The sequence below is a fragment of the Psychrobacillus sp. FSL H8-0510 genome, assembly GCF_038008345.1.
Classification (GTDB): domain Bacteria; phylum Bacillota; class Bacilli; order Bacillales_A; family Planococcaceae; genus Psychrobacillus; species Psychrobacillus psychrotolerans.
On the sequence record NZ_JBBOYZ010000003.1, the window covers coordinates 68,019 to 85,655 of the forward strand.

Here is a 17,637-nt window from a genome sequence, read left to right on the forward strand (position 1 = left end):
TATTTTAAATAATAGGAGATAAAAATGAAGTCATATCCTAAAACGAATAAGGAATCAATCCAAATAAACTACGAAGAATTTTTGAAAAATTTTATGGTGCAATATAAATTATCTAATCCAACCTCTTTAGACGTCAACTTTACAAGGAATTGGAACAAGGAAATACTGTTTATTACTAAATTCCCTCCAACTATTGGAGGAGTAGCGACACAAGAGTATTGGAGAGCAAGAAGATTGGCTTTGAGCGGGTATAAGGTAAGAGTAATCACAAATGCAAATGAAGCAGAAAATAATTTAACTAACAATAATTGGGGTTATGATGACTTAAGTTGGTTAAATTTTAATGTTGATGAGACGGGAGGCCTTTTAAGAACTTATTTTATTGAACCTTCTATGGAGGATGGTAAGTTTATAGGAAAACATCAACATACTCCCATTGATAAAATGTCGCAATCAAAATTATATGGATTATCATTGAGTGTTATAAAGAAATATAAATCGTCTGTTATCATTAGTGGTTATTTAGAACCGTATGGTGCTGTTGCTGCAGAACTAAGTAAAAATTACAATATACCTATGTATCAACATTTTGCTGGAAGTGACTTAGAGAGACTATCTAATATATTTGAAATTGGATTCCGTTTCAAAGATGTTTTTAGTACTTCTACTCTAATAAGTACAACATGGGATAAAGTTGCCCGTGTACTTTCGATGGGAGTTCCCATTCATAGAATAATCCCAATACCTGCACCTACCTTGCTGCCTGAAGAATTATTTAACTCAAAAGGTGATTATTTATACCAGAAGAGAGACCTAAGTGAATTAGTAATAGGTGCATACGGAAAATATAATCATTATAAAGGCTTTGAGGAACTTTTAAAAGCGATATTATTAATTAGTCAAAAAGGGCAAAAAGTAAAACTCCTATTAATACTTGCAGACGAAATAGACGAATCTAATGAAATTCACAAGTTAATTAAAGAATTAGTTGAAAAAGAATTATTAATCTTAAAATCTGGAATTCCTCCTTGGAAAATTCCAACATTTATACGATCTTGTGATGCAGTTTGTTTATTGGAAAGCGGTTTTCCAATTAGTACTCATGCTCCTATAACACCTCTCGAAATAGCGATGTGTGGGGCTTGTCCAATATTTTCAGAAGAAATGTTCAATAAAATTAGAATAAAAGGTTTTAAAAAGGATGAAAACTGCTTAGTCCTTGAAGACCCAAAAGATATAGCTAAGTTAGCCAACATAATAATGGTAAATCAAAAAAAAATTATGAATATAAAAGAAAAAATTTCAATAGTTGGAGAGGAAAACTTAGGAATTACTTCCTGGGATGAGTATATAAAAAATATTGAACGTTTATCTATTCTAGAAATGTCCAATTATGAAGAAAAACAAAATAATCTAACCTCCTTTACGGAAAAAATCTATATAATCTTTTGTTTTTTTCCTTTATCCCTTACATACTTAAAGCAATTGAATCAAGAAGAGGGGATAAATGATTGGATTAGAAATTATAGTTATAACAGTTATGACCCCATCCATATCGCAAAAGAATTTTCTGTTTTCCTGAAAAGTAAAATGAAAAAATTAGATTTTTTTGCAAGAGAAGCAATTCTTTATGAAAGTGGAAAAGTAGAATGTATTTTCATTAGCAATACTTTAGATTGTGATAAATTTCAAAGTGATTTGACTAGAATTAACTTTATAAAAGAGAAAGAAAACTACGAGTACCGCTTAAGATATATACCAATTATTCTAACATTAAACTCTAATCTAGTTGATTGTTATAATTTTATTTTTCACACAACAACACGGATAAAAATGACCGAAAGAAAGAGTTATATTTTTATTTCAACAAATGGAATGTCTTATAAAGTTCTTGATTTAACAGAGAAAGAAAATCTTTTTATAAATGCACTGATTAAAAATAAAGTTGTTACAGAAGAAGAAATTTCTGGGTATTACAAATTGAAAAAAAATTTACTCTATTATAATATTCTAGAGAAAGTCAAAAAGGGGTAATTAAATGAAATCAAATGAAGTTAATCTAGGTTTTTCTACGGACATGGATATCTATGAAAACTCATTAATTAAAAAAATAGAATTAAAATTAGAAGAGTCTATTGGAAAGGAATATTATGAATATATAAAATATCGTGTTTTAGAGAAAAATCCTAATCTTAGTGATCAAATGTTTGAGTCTAGATGGATAGAAATGAAACGGTTTTTTTTAATAAAAGCTCTAGTTCCAGAAGTTACAATGTTTTCTGAAAAAGTTGATGATATTTGGCATGAAATGCTTATGTACACAAAAGAATACTATAGGTTTAGTAATTCCTTTATTGGTGAAATGATTCATCACCATCCGCATATTCAAGGTTCAATTGATCATTCTGCAAGAGCATGGTTTGACTGGATTTACCTTCATTTATTCAAGTTAAAAGAAAATAGTTGGGAGTTGTGGAATGGCTTTTTATTAAATAAACTGAATAAACAGTTTATTGAGTTTGTAGACACTAATACTAATGAAATAATAATTAAAAAATTATTTAATGTTAAATTATTGATGGAATATCCAGAATCCGAAGATTATTATAATAAATTGATTAAAAAGTTAAAAACAAATTAAAATATAAGTGTGAAACTTCTTTCAAGTGGGTAAAACCGGAAAAACAACAAAATTGATGAGAGAAGTTCCCGAAAATTAATGGAAACTATTACATGAAACAAGTAAACCATTTCTTTAGAAAATTTTAAAAAAGTAGAATTAATGCATTAGAAAATACAGAGGATATATTGATGGTAAAAAAATTAGGGGGTTCATATGACTTGAGTTTACCCATTGTAACTACCCTAATACTCCTTTAGCTATTTAACCAAATGCAGTTATCACATCAATGGAATAGCAACAATGAGAAAATTTCTCCTGAGTGGGCTTATTGGTGGGTTAATACAGTTACAAATATAAAGACATTAAATTTTACCCGTCGTTAAAAAATAAATATTTTTTTAATGGAAAAACGATTTAAGATAGAAAAAAATCTTGTCTTTACCTTCTGAATCAATATTAAATTGAAAATATAGGTTAATTTTACTTTCAAAGCCAAAGGATGATTAAATTGTTAGAATACTCCAAAAACCCAGAATGGCAATTAAGATTAATGATTCTCGGTGGATCTATTTCAGAATATATAAAGGTTATTTCAGAATTAGGTATCGTCGATTCGTTAAGTGAAAAACCCCAAAAAATCAATTGTTTTATTGATGATGATATGAAAAGTGAAAAACTTATAAGGTTAATGAACATAGGGGTAGCTCTTAATTTATTTGAGACAAATAGTTCAGAAGAGTACTCGTTAACTGAAATGGGTCAGCTGCTAAAATCGAACGTCCCTCATAGCTTACGCAATTACGCTATCCTAAAAGGACAAAAGTGGGGGCGAATAGGACTTTCTGGTTTAAAAGATTCACTTTATCATAAAGAATCAGCCTTCGAATTAGCACATGGAATGGGAATATTTGATTACATGGAGAGGGAGAATCTTTCACATCAATACCATGAATCATTAAGGGAAATTTCAAGTTATCATGACTCTTTTATTATACAAAATTATGACTTTTCCTATTATCTTAAGGTCATGGACATTGGAGGAGGAATGGGTTCTTTACTTGCAGAAATTTTAAAAAGTAATATAAATCTCAGAGGCATTCATTATGATCAAAAGTCTGCCTCTAAAAAAGCCGAAAGCAGTAAATTGTTCAGTGAACTGCTTGATAGATGCGATTTTATTAGCGGCGATTTTTTTAAAGATATTCCTGAAGTTTGTGACTTGTATATATTAAAAACTATCTTGCATGACTGGGATGATGCAAACGCCTCTATAATTTTAAATAATATTAGAAGAGTAATTCCTAAAAATGGGAAATTGCTAATAATTGAGATATTACCAAAGAATAAAAACCATACAGAATATAGTATTATGGATTTGGAAATGTTAATTTTTTATGGTGGTAAGGAAAGAACAAATATGGAATATGATAAATTGCTTACTTCAACAGGATTCAAGCTACAAAGAGTAATCTCAACAAATGCGGATATATCTATTCTTGAAGTTTGTCCAGTATAACGATTTTTGCTGAAAGGAATTTTTAAGTGATAAATATAATTGAAGGATATCTTAAATTTCATATTTCATCGATATTAAGATGTTTTATAATTAATAATTCTATAATAATCGAAACAAATTACAAAGAACTTTATCAAGATTTTAAACGATATTTCGAGCCTTATTATTCTGTCGAATTCAATTCTTTGTTAGAAGAAAAGAATTTTAAGATAAAGGCTTTTACTCTAGACGAACTGCAGCTAATTAATTTATTTGATTCTCTAGAAGGTGGAGTAGAGACATTTCAGTTTTTAGGTTACCCTAATAAAAAACTAAAATGGTGTACAAAGTCAGAAGATAATTACATTATCTCTTATAATAGTTATTTCCGTAGTATTGTAGTGCAAGACAAAAAAAATATTAACAATCTTTTGATAATAAGTTCCAAGTTATTAATAGGCAAAGTGTTAGGTAAAATTATTAGAGAGGAAATTCTTTATAACGATCCACTAAAACTAACTTTGAATAGTTCTCTTATAATAAACCATAGTAATAATGGTATTTTATTCTTAGGAAAAAGCGCAAATTTTTATTCTAGTGTATTTGAATTCATTAAGTTAAACAGCCCAGTATTTGTGACCTTAAGTAAAGCTATAATTCATTTAGAGAATCAAGATGTTTTTGCGGAAGGTACACCTGAACTATTAACAGTTGAAAATACAAACAATAGAGTTACTAATAATTATTCTTATAGAACTGATGATCCTTACAAAATTAGTCCAAAAGATTTTGCAAATATCTTCAATCTTGTTTTATGTAAAAAAACAAGAATAAACACAATAATTTTTGAGTGCAACGAACCTCATGTTAAAAAATTAAACAAATTTGAGGTAAAGGATAATCTACAAAAATATATAGTACAAAATGAACCAAGCGCGTTATCTCCTTGGTTACCAATAAACGTTGGAAAAAATTCATCAAATATATGTAATATATTAGAAAATGTTGTGAATGTTCCTTCATTAAGTATGAATTTCGAGAAACTAAGTATTGAAAAATTCACTGAATTTATTAGAGTTAAAAATTGAAATATGCTTACACTTTCTATTTTATTAAGTAATGAAAAATACTAAACATCAAATGTTGATTAACTTTTTGGGGAGTTTAGGTAACTTGTCATGTGTTATGATTGCACCGAAATACTGATCGAATTAAATTTATATTAACCTATCTATTGACTATTTTTGATAGAGTTTGTTTGTCTAAGTAAATGAAAACAAGTCTAAAAGGGATGTGGTTAAATGGACGAAAGAAATTACAGAAGTATTATTGATAACTCGAAATTTAAAAAGTTTCATCTAATTATATTATTTTTGTGTACATTCATTGTAATATCAGAAGGATATGATTTAGTTATATATGGTTCAATTGTACCTTATCTATTAGATGAATGGTCACTTACAACAGTAGAGGCGGGTGCAATCGCTAGTTATGGCTTAATTGGGATGATGCTAGGGTCTATTCTTTTAGGCATTTTAGCTGATAAATTTGGTCGTAAAAATATTATAATTGTCAGTGTAATTATTTTCAGCTTTTTTACAGGTCTATCCGGCTTTGCTGATAATGCTACTTTCTTTTCATGGTGCCGTTTCTTCGCAGGTATTGGAATAGGTGGGGCCTTGCCTAATGCAGTGGGGCTTATGACAGATTATGCACCGAAAGCTCTAAAGACAACATTAATTGCGATTGTTCTAACTGGAATGCAGATTGGCGGTGTAGTCGCACCACTTATTAGTATGAATTTATCACCAACTTATGGTTGGCAATTTGTTCTATGGATTGGTGCATTACCGTTACTTGCAGTGCCAATTCTTTTTATTTTTTTACCAGAGTCCACAAACTTCTTAGTGCTAAAGGGAGATACTGAACAATTAACTAAAACGATTCGTAAAATCGATAGTAGATATATCATTCAAAATGAGTTTACTGCTAGTAATGTTGGAGAAGCCATTATGAATTCACCTTTAATTATTTTTAAAGAGAACCAAAGGGGTAATACAATTCTCTTTTGGGTCGCGTACTTCATGTGCCTTCTAATGATTTATGGATTAAATACATGGTTGCCAAACCTAATGATGAAATCTGGTTATGGATTAAATTCCAGCTTGTCATTTTTAATTGTTTTGAATGCGACAGCAATTATTGGAACATTTTTATTTGGGCGAATTGCAGATAGTTGGGATTCTAAAAAGCTGTTGGTAGTTCTCTTCTTATTAGGTTCGGTCAGCTTAGCTTTATTAGGCTTTGAGAGTAACATTGTTACCGTCTATATTCTAGTGGGGCTTTCAGGGGCTTGTACAATGGGGACTCAGAACATTGCCAATGCATTTGTATCGCAGTATTATTCAGCTGCAATTCGCTCAACTGGTCTTGGATTGTGTAATGGTATTGGCCGAATCGGTGGCATGTCTGGTCCAATATTAGGAGGGTTTTTATTATCGTGGGGGATAACAGGTCCAATGAACTTCCTTATTTTCGCTTTTGCTGGATTTATAGCTGCAGTATCCTATTTTTTTGTGAAAGTACCTAAAGCACTGGTTGAAATGTCATAGATTATAATCCCAACTTTGTAGATGGTAAGCAAGGTAGTCAGAAAATATGGCTTCAATGTAGTGTGGTGCTTTAATTAAAAACTTTAGAATAGAACATGAAGAAGAATCCCTGCTTTAAATAGGCGAGATTTCAGACAACAAATGTACTATATAAAAAAGTATGGGTTCGAATCACACGTTAATAAATTGAGGGCGGAAATCCCGTTAAGTTTCTGTATCACTTATTAGGTAGGGCTATTTTTATTATTAATGTTAATAAAAATTAAAGAAACAAAAGAGGATTATCATTATATTAAAGATTTACTACAAAAGATAAAGTAAGTGCTAAAACTAATAATATAAAAACAGCAGATCCAAAATGTTTTTGATCTGCTGTTTTTTTAGAATATATTGTTTTTTGTATTACGTTTGAACTTAAGCGTACAATTAGGCAATTTAGGACAAGTCGCAGCACTGTTAGTTTTGTTTATTAAAGTTTTTACATGCCTATATTAATTAGTTAGTTGCAAGCTGTCTACTCTTAAGTGAGAGGTTGCTTTTTTTAATTGACCAAAAATTTCTTGTTGTAAAATCAAGGGAATAAGGACTGGCCTTTCTAGTTCTCTTCATCCTCACCGTCTGCGCCATACCTTTGCAACAGAATTATTGGCTAAAGGTGCCAGAGCTTTCGTTTATTGCAGATGAATTGATGAATTAGGACATGAGGATCTTAAAAAGAAAATTTACGCCAATATACCAAATCGCGAGCTAATCTCTTTGTACCGAAAGTATATGGGATAGGTAGGAGGGGAAATATGAAAATAGAAGAAATTCTTAAAAAATTCGGATGGACTATCAATTCCGCATAGAACTTAGAACACTGAAGCAATACAGTACTCATGTGAAACAATTGGTAGATTACACGGAAAAAGCATTCGACGTTATTACAAAGCGTGATATCCGGAACTGGCTTGCCGTTTTGATGGAAAACGGTTACAAACCCGCTTCCATTCGAGATAAGCTGATAGGACTGAGAACCTTTTATGAAGATTTAATCCCACTAAATCCGTCTTTAGGGATTTCTTTTCCGAAAGTAGAGGAATCCATGCCCCGATATTTAACACTGGAACAAATGGTTAAGGAGCGTGCCCTAATCGAGCTACTTTATGCGTGATTACGGCCACTAGAATGTACCACCTGTGACATCTTTTTTACCACCACTTGCCATGAAGTTTACCACACTCTGACAGATTGATTACCAATGAACAGGAGAATTGAGTATTGCAGCCATTGGAGTGTTATAGGTTCCAATGGCTGCTTGTTTTATTTGAATTTTTTATTTTCTATTTGCTCGTCAATAATGTCAATGGCCCAACGAACGAGTTCATCAATGTCTAAAAGCTCTTCCTCCATCTCTACGCATTGAGGTAATAGCTTATCAACTATTTCCGTCATCACTTTCTCAGGTAAATACTTATGAAAAAAGTACTTGGCTATACGACTTTCAACTTCTGTCGGAATCATGTAGATAACCCCAATCCATGGCGCTCACGCATAGAAACGTCACCGTCTATTAGAATTTGATAGGAGTCATGGACAATACGATCTAAGATAGCTTCCGCAATTGTTTCATTCCCTAATTTTAGATGCCATCCACTCGGGTCGATTTGTGAACAGAAAATAATTGACGCAACTTTGTGACGGGATTCGGCTATTTCTAGTAAGATGGCGGCTTCATCTGTTGTTAAATCTGTCAATAGCCATTCATCAAGTATTAGTAAATCAACTTTTGTATATTTTTTAATACATCTTCGATAGCTTCCATCTGCCGCTAATTTTGCCAGTGATAACTCATCCAGTAACTCTGGTAACCGAATGTATTTCACAGTATGAAATTGGCGACAGGCCGATACGCCAAAAGCGCTGGCTAAGAATGTTTTCCCTGAACCTGTCGGTCCTTTTAATATGATATTGTGTCCATCAAGAATATAAGTACCACTTGCGAGTTTCAAGATTAAATTCTTATCTAGTCTTCTATCTTCGTAGTATTCTATGTCCTCAATACATGCATTCGAGTTTAAAAAGTTCGCTGAGTTAATTAAGCGTTGAAGTCTATTACTTTTCCGGCGGGAATGTTCTAAGTCTACGAGTAGTGAGAAACGATTTTCAAAACTCATCTTCTGAAATTCCTTGTTGTTTGCCTGTTCTTGATAGGCATCTGCCATACCGTTCAATTTCATTTCATGTAATTTGGATAACGTCTGATCATTCATCATTTATCTTTCCCTCCATAGTAAGAAGCTCCACGTGTGAAGCCGTAATTAGTTTCGCTAATTTCTATGTTGCGTTTCAGTTCTTGCTCCGCATCGCTCTTTTTATTACTCTTAAGGAGAGCTTGTACACTCTTGACCGTAGGTCTTTTAGTCATGGATGTAATCATTTTACAAGCACGCTCTATTTCATATTTTGTGTAACGGCGCTCCGATTTTTTTAAGGAGAATATGGATTGTATTGCCTGTTTTTCCACAGATGTAGTATCCATAATATATTGAACGACCTTCAAAGTTGCTGGACCTATGCCTTCAGCCCATTCAATAGCTGCGTCCGGTGTCTGATCCATATACAATCTATGATTATCTGGCATATGATCTCGCACAGTAGATAACTGACCAAACTTCCCATATAATCGTTTATGAGAGGCGACCCGCATGTGGTTGAAAAAGATTTCTACGAGGTCGTCAGAAACTTTCAATTCTACCTGTTGATTAATGTATTCATAGGGAACCGAGTAAAACATGCTTTCAGTTGAGATATGGTAATCAGGACGCACTTTTGCCGTCTTCCATTGAGACATTTTATACGGCATAGATGGAAGAGGAGAAAGCGCAAATTTCTCCTCTTCTTCAAATGCTGACATGCGGCAACCTTCTTTACGTGTGAAAGGTCGGTAGTTGAATTCCTCTAGTTTCTTCCACACTTCTTTATTCAATTCATCCAGACTAAAGCAGCGTTCGTTGCGCAGGGCCCCGATAATCCACGTGGAAATGATACCAACAGCGCCTTCTACACTCGGTTTGTCCTTCGGCGCTCGGACACGTGCAGGCATGACTACGGTACTGTAGTAGTCAGCCATTTCCCTATACGTAGGATTCAAGACCAATTCACTCGTAGTATGTTTTGTTACGCTGGCTTTCAGATTATCTGGCACGACGATTTGCGTAGAGCCACCAAAGTACTCATAGGCGCGATTGTGAGCGGTAATCCAAGAACTTAGATCCATCGACAGGGTGGCTTCCGCATACGATATTTGACTACAAGGCAAGGTAGCTACAAATATATATGCCTTTATCGATTCTCCTGTATCTCTATCAATGATGGACGATGTAGATCCTGCCCAATCGACTTCCATAATCTCTCCCGGCTTTCTTCTTATTCGTAATGTAGCTTTGTGTTTGTTGGCATATTTACTATAATGGCGCACAAAACTGCGATAGGAGTATGGAATCCTATGATTTGATCTACATTCAGATTCGTATTCATAATGCAGGAGGGAAAGTGTAACATTCGGCTTAGCTAACTCTTTGTGAATATGATCGAAGTTTAAGGGTTGCCGTCCTGAACCTTCCAATGTTTTCTCAGGATAGAGAAATTCCTCTATCCATTGATCTGTCATTTCTTCTTCCAAGGGACATTCCAGTCCTTTCTTTTTTGCAATTGTTAAAATCTCTGTTACTTTTTGACGAGAGTTTCCTGTACTCGCGGAAATTCCTCTAAGGCTGATCCCCTCATCTTGTAATTCCAGTATCTTTCGATAGTGAATCATACAAAAATACCTCCATATAAGTAATGTCACACCTGTAGGTGTGCTCATTAATTATACAGAGGTAATAGATTGGTAAACTCTTTGGCATTCGGTGGTACATCGCTTGGCATTTAGCGGTAAAAAAGATGTCACGCATGGTAAGTTTCAATGGCGGTAATCAATGCGACTGGGGTTAGACTCGGCGAGCTTTCTGCTATGGAGCAATCTGATATCAACTGGTCGGAAAGAAGTATTCATATCCCTCGGGGAAAATTCAAGAAAGGTCGAATCGTGTTATTCACTGCGATGTGTGCTACACATTTAAAAGCGTACTTAGATAGTCGAACAGATCAGTTGTCTTTTGTATTTGTGAATGCTGCGGCGACTAACCGCTTGCGCCACCAAGATACGTACGAGCAATTTAGAAACTATTCCAATCGATTAGAATTCAGACTAACTCCTCATATGTTACGGTATACTTTCGCTGCACATTTGGCGAAAAAAGGTATGCCTCTGGAAGCCATCCAAGGAGCTAATGGGCCATGATACCCCTCAAACAACTCAGCAGTATGCCCAATTGTACGATCAGTAGGAAGTGTACGATGAATGGATGTAACATCCTGAAACCAAGGAGGTTGTTAACCCTGTACTATGGAGCAGATTTACTTCATCTGTAAGAATTCTTTCTATTATATATACTCTCCAAATAATTCAGGCTTCCATTTATGTATAGCATGGTTTTCTTTCTCAAATGTTTTCGCGAGGTAAATCTCGGTTGTCTCTAATCGTTCATGCCCTAGGCTTCTCATAATATTATATACATCAACTTTATTTAGGCGAGAGATAATAGCAAATGCATGACGGAAGTAATGGGGTGTTAACCGTACTTCTTCGCCTTTCTGCTCCATATACAATGCTGCAATCTCTTTTGTGACATATTGTGAGAGATAGGAAGGTTTATATGCATTTCCTCGATTGGTCGTAAATAAAGGATCAGTAGGTTTCGATTCCTCCACTGAAGGTAGTCCACGAGCGTAACGGAACATATGAATGCTATTCACAACTTTAGCTTTTAATGGAATGGACCGAGCTTTATTTCCTTTCCCTATAACCTCTAAAGTATAGCCCCCTAATATCTTATCTTCCTTCAAACTTTGTACTTGTAACGTGCAAAATTCTTCATTACGAATGCCGGTAGTCGTCAATATATGAATAATCGCAAACATGATAGGGTGCTGCTGCTCCTTAAAGGAGTCCATCATGTATAAAACCTGGTCAGCTCCTAAATCACGATTCGGTCTATCATCTTTTCTAACACCCGCTATGTAGAATCCTTCATGTATTGGCTCTTGAATATAGCCGACTTTATGCAGATAAGCAAAAAACGATTTAATAATAGTGGTCTTTCTGTCTAAGGTAGCAGGGGAATACTTGCCCTTCTTTTTCACATAAGGACTCTCTCTTTCTAACCACTCTTGATACCTTCGTAAATGCCTCTTTTCCAAACTTTTAAATAGACTTCCTTCTATTATATAGGCAATATCTAAATCTATCTCATTTCCGTACTGGAGCAGATGCTTCACAAACAAAGATAACTCTTTTCCATACTCCATAATTGTTCGAGCAGACCGATCCTTCTTTTCATCTAAATGTTTTCGTTTATGCAAATACCAATTTAATATCTCCACATCCGAAAAATCCAAGAAACCATTTTCTTTTCGTTTTTCTGCTCCATCTAATTGTTTTTGCAAATCGGACACTAACTCTTTGTTTTGAATTAAATTCCGGAATACATCTACTTGTAAATTATGCTTTTCAATTCCCATTATTTTAGCCATATTTATTACCCTCCTTTAACCTTCGGTTATACACATTTAAAAATATACAATAATAATAATCTATCGAACTTACATTCTATTATACCATTAATATATCTGAAAATATTACAAGATTCCACTCTACATAAAAAAATACTCCATTTGTTTATGTTTATTATAATAATAACAAATTAATAATATAATTTAATATATATTATAATAGACTATATAAAACTATTAATGTATAATTATATTAATTAGAATATTATAATTAGCTATTGAAAGTTTAAAGGGTGATAATCTAACTTTTAAGTATTTGAAAGTTAAATATTATTAGTCAGGAGAAATGAAAATGTCAAAAACACAATTAATAGGGGATTGCCTATATGGATATGTCCCAGGAGAAGAACGAGTATGTATTGAAAACTCAGTAGAACAAATTTCAGCGTTCATTATGAATCATCGTTTTGATGGTCAAGTGAAGATTACGAAATACTTAGATATAATTGAAGTTCAGACAGTAGGGCAATTCATAGATCAGTGTGATAATAAGCGTTTTTTAAATGATGAATTATTGCCAATTTTAGTACCAATGCAGTCAGGCGAAGTTGAAGTCCCAGAATTTGTACCATATGTGGATGTATCCTATAGCGTAAAAAATGTACGTGTAGTCAATGAAGAAGGAAAACACCTCCTAATTAATATAGACTTCTTTGATTCTATGGAAGAGACATTGGTTAATGATGAAGTGTACGACACAGAAGAAGAATTAATTGCAAAATACCCGAAATCGATTAGTGAAAAGTTAGCAGAGCATATAGTTAATGCAATACCGTATGAACGTGACGAGTTTATTGATGAATACGTATATGATTATTGTGACGTAGAAAATGCAAAAGATTTATTGAATATCTCTAATGAATCACTCATGGAATTATGGGGTACGGAAGATGAGAAACTAGAATCTTTTACCGGGGTAGTCAAACAAAAAATCCATAATATGACTTTCGGAGAATTATTAGCGTATACATTCAAACACAATATGAACATCCGCTCAATAAATTAATTATTGCTGTTGCTGTATTACCATGCTCAAAGTTTATTAAAAAAGAATAAATAAATACTATACGCTATCTATCCTATAACCAGTTTTAAAAAAGTATAAAGCTTTGGTTAGTTAAATAATGTTGAAAGGGGGATTTTTAAAATAATGAATCAGTCTCTAGATTATGTAAACGTAATTCGATTTGATAACGATGGATTCTATACAAAGCCTTATAATTGCAGTACATTAGCTTACCCAACAAAACACTTTTGTCACAGTTTACCCTTCCTGAATATTGAAGTTACCGATATAGATAGCTCCAATTTAACACTACCTAGAAAAACAGAAATAACGAAACCAAAAATAGATGATACAGTTTGGTCTGGTTGCTTTGCATTTTTGGAGACGTTTGACCCTAAATTATTTGATGGTCCTATGTCATTTAGAGCTGGTAGTAAAAAGAAGATTGCTCTCCTCCCAAGAGATGAAAAAGTGTGGGTCAGAAACATTAATTATAAAGGGGAGACTATTTTTTCAACTTCTGAATACAGTGTTTTGCATGAGGGAAGAGAATTTTATTTCAAAGAAGTTAGAGACCAGTATGACTGGGTGTTAATGACGGTTGAGGATGCTCTTTTAAGAACACAAAAAGGAATAGAATATTTCGGACATTGTCCTGAGAAACTATCAGAAATATTTTTAATGGAAAACCAAGTTTTAAATATGGTGATAGGAACAGAAAAACCAGAAGTCATAGGGTTACAAAAGTCACTAATGACATTATTAATATCTATGCACGTACTATTTAAATCTATTATTTCTAAAATCTTCTAATCTATAAAATTCATTTAACACAAAGGAAAGGTGGTACCGTCATGGAGGAATTGGAACAACTATCTCTATTTGAAGCACCGCAAAACATAGCATTAGTAACTGACGAAGTCTCATATATGATAGTACCCGAAGAAAATATAAATGTTAAATACGAAGAAAATGAATTAGCTTTAGATGAAACTCCTTACATTGAACATGAGATTGTGCCATACGAAATCGGGGATTCCGTTCGTGTAGATCCGGACAGTTTAGATGAAAATGATGTATTGAATTATAACTATCTACTCGATTTTTTAAAAAAGAAAGGCATCGTCACAAAAATTACTCATAAACCATCATTACAATATGAAGTTGCATATGGAGATACAATAGCCTGTATGTATCATAAGGATTTAACAATATAAAGAATTGAGGAATACATCACATGACTAAACTAATTACTATTAACTTACATATGGTCCTAATGGAAGGGATTAAAAGCGTATTAAATTCTCAAAACAACATAGAACTAATTGCTACGGGTAAAATACATGAACTCGAACAGCTTGTCAGTACATATCGGATTGATACTGTTTTATTGCAGTGTGAGCGTCTTAATATATACGAAATAGAAATGATTCGTAGTATGAGAGAAAACTATCCAAGTACTCATTTCTTAGTTATATCTGATAGCTTTACTATCTCCACATTAAAAAAATTGATTAGAGTTGGTGTAATTGGATTTACACAGCAACAGATTTCCCCAGAGGAACTAATTCAAGCTATATCTTCAGTTGGCAAAGGACAAGCTTATGTTCCTTTATATATTTCCGAACTGATATTGCCCGATTACAAAGAAAGTTTAAATATACATGGGACTAATACGTTTATTCAGTTAGAAATTCGCAAGCCTTTTCATTTACTAACTCCAAAAGAATGTATCGTAATACAATTGCTGGCGGAAGGGAAAAGTAATAATTTGATAGCCGAGACAATGAAAATTTCCGATAAAACCGTTAAAAATCATGTATCTAGTATTCTTCTCAAGATGGAAGTTAAAGATAGAACTCAAGCAGTTATTAAAGCAATAAAGAATGGTTGGGTGGATCTAAATAACAATCTCTAGCAGAAATAAACGATAGGATATGGTGAAATAGATGAAGAAAATATGTGGGATATTAGTTTTAGTCAGTCTATTAGTCGGCTGCTCCGAACAGGTGACCGAAGAAGAAATTACTAAAGCGGTTACTGATAAAGTAGAATCGGAAATAAATAAAGCTGTAAATGAAACCGTCGATAAGGTAAAGCAAGAAGGGAAGGAAACTGCTGAAGGACTTATAGAAGATGGTTCCAATAAACTGAGTGAGTGGTTAAGTGGAACAACTGACACTTCATCGGAAACCAACGAAACTAGGGATATAACACACTCAAATGGCTCAGTAGAAGAATACGAAGTGGAGTATATTTCCAACTATGATGGCGACACATTGAAGGTAAGGTTTTTAGAGGGTGACAGTGACAATGTAGGAAAGACCCTGAATACACGGCTATTATTGGTAGATTCCTCCGAGTTAAAAGATAGAAATTCCGGTAAACCTCAACCATATTCAAAAGAAGCACGAGACAGAGCGAAAGAGCTCTTAAATAACGCTAAAACGATAAAGGCTTCCTTCGATATTGGATCTAGGTTTGATCACTACGATAGGGCCCTTTTGTACATTTCAATAGATGGTAAGCTATTGCAGACCACCTTAGCTGAAGAAGGTCTTGTTATGGTAAGATACATCAACGCGCCTAATACAAGACATTTAGATGAAATAAAGGCAGCTGAAGGAAGAGCAAAAGAAAAAGGTATAGGTATCTGGTCAATAGAAGATTATGCAACTTCTGAAAAAGGTTTTACTCCATAAAGCCTTTGAAATTTAGATGTTTTTTAGCAGCACTTCAAGGAAATTTCATCAAAATAGTTTAGAAAATAAATTAGCGAGGTATCCCAAATATGATTTATAGAGATGATGAACATTCTAATAGGTTCCATAATCAACTTTATCAATTAAATCAATCTCAGCAAAATGATGTGTACTATCTATCAACTCTCTATATCATGACAAGTTCGGAAAAGATTTTTAAAAAGGTTTCCCCTTACTTCGATATAAACGATGGATTTCATGCTGAAGAGATGTTTGCGCATGAGGAATTTACTCAGGAAGAATTAATCTTAGCTAAACTAACTGGCCATTTGTTCAACAACAACTATCAAGTAACAGTTCTCGACTTAATTGAACTTAACGAAGATAATTATCAAATAGCGATGTCAGCAATCTATATAAGAAAGTACGGTGTGAACTAACATGAACCAAACAGATTATTACACACGGAAACAAGTAGCCGATTTGTTAGGGATTGCAAAGGTAACTGTATATCATTATGCAAAACAAAACAAAATCAGAAAGGTACCAGATCCTCACCATGCTATGCGTGAGGCGAGGTACTATAAAGAAGAAGTAGATGCCCTGGTCGAACAAAGAAAAGCAGAAAAAGTGGAAGGTTATTCTACTTCGGAAGTTAGTAAAGAGCTTGGCATTTCACAACAGAAGATTTATCAGTTAATAGAAGATAATGAATTAATGGTTCATAAAGTGCCCTACGGTGATGAACGCATTCGGTATGTGATCCCCGAGGAAACACTTCTTTGGATAAAAGAAGAGATTGAAAGAACTGCTCCAACTCGTGGTGTTCGCTCAGAGTTTTATGATTCTGCTTTAGATATTACTTTATATCAGCTTTTCACTTCAACTCAACGTGGTGAAACTCGTGTTGTTCGGAATGCAGATAGGGAATGGGGTTTTTATTCTTCCTCTCATACCTGGATTCCTTATACTTTAGCGATAAAACAATTTAAGTTTACACCTGTTTACGCTATTCACCGACCATCTTTAAAAGCATCGGGATATACTGATTTCATCTTGCCGAAAGACAATGAACTATCTTATGTATTCTTAGACTTTATGTACAGAAAACGTGGAATTGAAAACATTCGGTTACGTGAACATGAAGAACATATAGCATTATCCATAAAGTCTGGTCCCCTTCAAGTAAAGGATTCTGTTCCTGCAGCACTAACCGTAACCGCCATACAATCTTTTTTAGAAGGTGGAGCAGGTGATGTCCTTTTTGAAGAAGATGAATGGATATTTGTTAGCGGATATCGGAAAACCTCTGTAGATTTGCCTGTATCTATGTTAGATACACTTCATAAGCTCGCTAAACAAGAACAGACAACAACAAATGAATTAGTGGAACAAGCGCTACAAGAATTTATTCAACGCAGATACAATTATTGAGGTATAGAGACTTTATTTACAACTAGTTGGTGTTGGTCAGTATATCCCAAGTTAATGGAACCGGAAGATTCTTGATGAATTAATAATAGAAAAAATTACCGATGAAT

At 33.6% G+C, this 17,637-nt stretch carries 19 protein-coding genes; 15 read left to right on the forward strand and 4 right to left on the reverse strand.

Going from position 1 to position 17,637, the window contains the following annotated elements:
- Nucleotides 1-24: 24 nt before the first annotated feature.
- From MHI40_RS22475 to MHI40_RS22500, 7 genes are all read left to right on the forward strand, one after another.
- Entirely contained in the window at nt 25-2,034 is a 2,010-nt protein-coding gene (locus tag MHI40_RS22475; RefSeq protein WP_340765767.1) for a glycosyltransferase, read from the forward strand.
- 4 nt (nt 2,035-2,038) lie between these two features.
- Nucleotides 2,039-2,641: a hypothetical protein gene (locus tag MHI40_RS22480; RefSeq protein WP_340765769.1), complete on the forward strand. Its 603-nt coding sequence runs from the start codon at nt 2,039-2,041 to the stop codon at nt 2,639-2,641.
- A gap of 481 nt (nt 2,642-3,122) precedes the next feature.
- Nucleotides 3,123-4,139, forward strand: a complete 1,017-nt coding sequence (locus tag MHI40_RS22485; RefSeq protein WP_340765771.1) for a methyltransferase — start codon at nt 3,123-3,125, stop codon at nt 4,137-4,139.
- A 185-nt stretch (nt 4,140-4,324) separates the two neighbouring features.
- Complete coding sequence (locus tag MHI40_RS22490) at nt 4,325-5,206, forward strand: hypothetical protein (RefSeq protein WP_340765773.1); 882 nt, start codon at nt 4,325-4,327, stop codon at nt 5,204-5,206.
- Between the two features lie 213 nt (nt 5,207-5,419).
- Nucleotides 5,420-6,730 carry an MFS transporter gene (locus MHI40_RS22495; protein ID WP_340765774.1) on the forward strand — a complete coding sequence of 437 codons (1,311 nt, stop codon included), beginning with the start codon at nt 5,420-5,422 and terminating at the stop codon, nt 6,728-6,730.
- A 579-nt stretch (nt 6,731-7,309) separates the two neighbouring features.
- A complete protein-coding gene (locus MHI40_RS23475) occupies nt 7,310-7,414 on the forward strand; it encodes a hypothetical protein (RefSeq protein ID WP_445678350.1) in 105 nt (34 codons plus the stop codon).
- Between the two features lie 142 nt (nt 7,415-7,556).
- Nucleotides 7,557-7,883, forward strand: a complete 327-nt coding sequence (locus tag MHI40_RS22500) for a phage integrase N-terminal SAM-like domain-containing protein (protein ID WP_340765776.1) — start codon at nt 7,557-7,559, stop codon at nt 7,881-7,883.
- A 149-nt stretch (nt 7,884-8,032) separates the two neighbouring features.
- On the opposite strand, the gene MHI40_RS22505 is transcribed toward MHI40_RS22500, so the two are convergent.
- The 3 genes from MHI40_RS22505 to istA are packed head-to-tail and all read right to left on the reverse strand — an operon-like array spanning nt 8,033 to nt 10,532.
- Nucleotides 8,033-8,233 carry a hypothetical protein gene (locus MHI40_RS22505; protein ID WP_340765778.1) on the reverse strand — a complete coding sequence of 67 codons (201 nt, stop codon included), beginning with the start codon at nt 8,231-8,233 and terminating at the stop codon, nt 8,033-8,035.
- Nucleotides 8,230-8,985 (reverse strand): IS21-like element helper ATPase IstB, encoded by a 756-nt coding sequence (gene istB / locus MHI40_RS22510; protein WP_340765780.1) that lies wholly within the window; start codon nt 8,983-8,985, stop codon nt 8,230-8,232. Before istB ends, MHI40_RS22505 begins: the two co-directional genes overlap by 4 nt.
- Nucleotides 8,982-10,532 carry an IS21 family transposase gene (istA, locus tag MHI40_RS22515; RefSeq protein WP_340765782.1) on the reverse strand — a complete coding sequence of 517 codons (1,551 nt, stop codon included), beginning with the start codon at nt 10,530-10,532 and terminating at the stop codon, nt 8,982-8,984. The genes istB and istA overlap by 4 nt, the downstream gene beginning before the upstream one ends.
- A gap of 147 nt (nt 10,533-10,679) precedes the next feature.
- Here istA and MHI40_RS22520 point away from each other — a divergent pair, with 147 nt between their 5' ends.
- Nucleotides 10,680-11,057, forward strand: coding sequence for a tyrosine-type recombinase/integrase (locus MHI40_RS22520; protein WP_340765783.1), 378 nt, complete (start codon nt 10,680-10,682; stop codon nt 11,055-11,057).
- Nucleotides 11,058-11,200: 143 nt separating this feature from the next.
- Here MHI40_RS22520 and MHI40_RS22525 read toward each other — a convergent pair whose 3' ends face one another.
- On the reverse strand, nt 11,201-12,349 hold the full coding sequence (locus tag MHI40_RS22525; RefSeq protein ID WP_340765786.1) for a tyrosine-type recombinase/integrase: 1,149 nt from the start codon (nt 12,347-12,349) through the stop codon (nt 11,201-11,203).
- A gap of 331 nt (nt 12,350-12,680) precedes the next feature.
- Here MHI40_RS22525 and MHI40_RS22530 point away from each other — a divergent pair, with 331 nt between their 5' ends.
- The 7 genes from MHI40_RS22530 (at nt 12,681) to MHI40_RS22560 (ending at nt 17,530) form a co-directional block, all read left to right on the forward strand.
- Complete coding sequence (locus MHI40_RS22530; protein WP_340765788.1) at nt 12,681-13,394, forward strand: hypothetical protein; 714 nt, start codon at nt 12,681-12,683, stop codon at nt 13,392-13,394.
- Nucleotides 13,395-13,538: 144 nt separating this feature from the next.
- Nucleotides 13,539-14,207 (forward strand): hypothetical protein, encoded by a 669-nt coding sequence (locus MHI40_RS22535; RefSeq protein ID WP_340765790.1) that lies wholly within the window; start codon nt 13,539-13,541, stop codon nt 14,205-14,207.
- Between the two features lie 41 nt (nt 14,208-14,248).
- The gene (locus tag MHI40_RS22540) at nt 14,249-14,611 is read left to right on the forward strand and encodes a hypothetical protein (RefSeq protein WP_340765792.1); all 363 of its coding nucleotides are present in this window, start codon (nt 14,249-14,251) and stop codon (nt 14,609-14,611) included.
- A gap of 20 nt (nt 14,612-14,631) precedes the next feature.
- A complete protein-coding gene (locus MHI40_RS22545) occupies nt 14,632-15,312 on the forward strand; it encodes a response regulator transcription factor (protein WP_340765794.1) in 681 nt (226 codons plus the stop codon).
- Nucleotides 15,313-15,343: 31 nt separating this feature from the next.
- Entirely contained in the window at nt 15,344-16,096 is a 753-nt protein-coding gene (locus MHI40_RS22550; protein WP_340765796.1) for a thermonuclease family protein, read from the forward strand.
- Between the two features lie 89 nt (nt 16,097-16,185).
- On the forward strand, nt 16,186-16,536 hold the full coding sequence (locus MHI40_RS22555) for a DUF6075 family protein (protein WP_340765798.1): 351 nt from the start codon (nt 16,186-16,188) through the stop codon (nt 16,534-16,536).
- A gap of 1 nt (nt 16,537) precedes the next feature.
- Nucleotides 16,538-17,530, forward strand: coding sequence for a helix-turn-helix domain-containing protein (locus tag MHI40_RS22560; protein ID WP_340765800.1), 993 nt, complete (start codon nt 16,538-16,540; stop codon nt 17,528-17,530).
- The last annotated feature ends 107 nt before the right edge of the window (nt 17,531-17,637 follow it).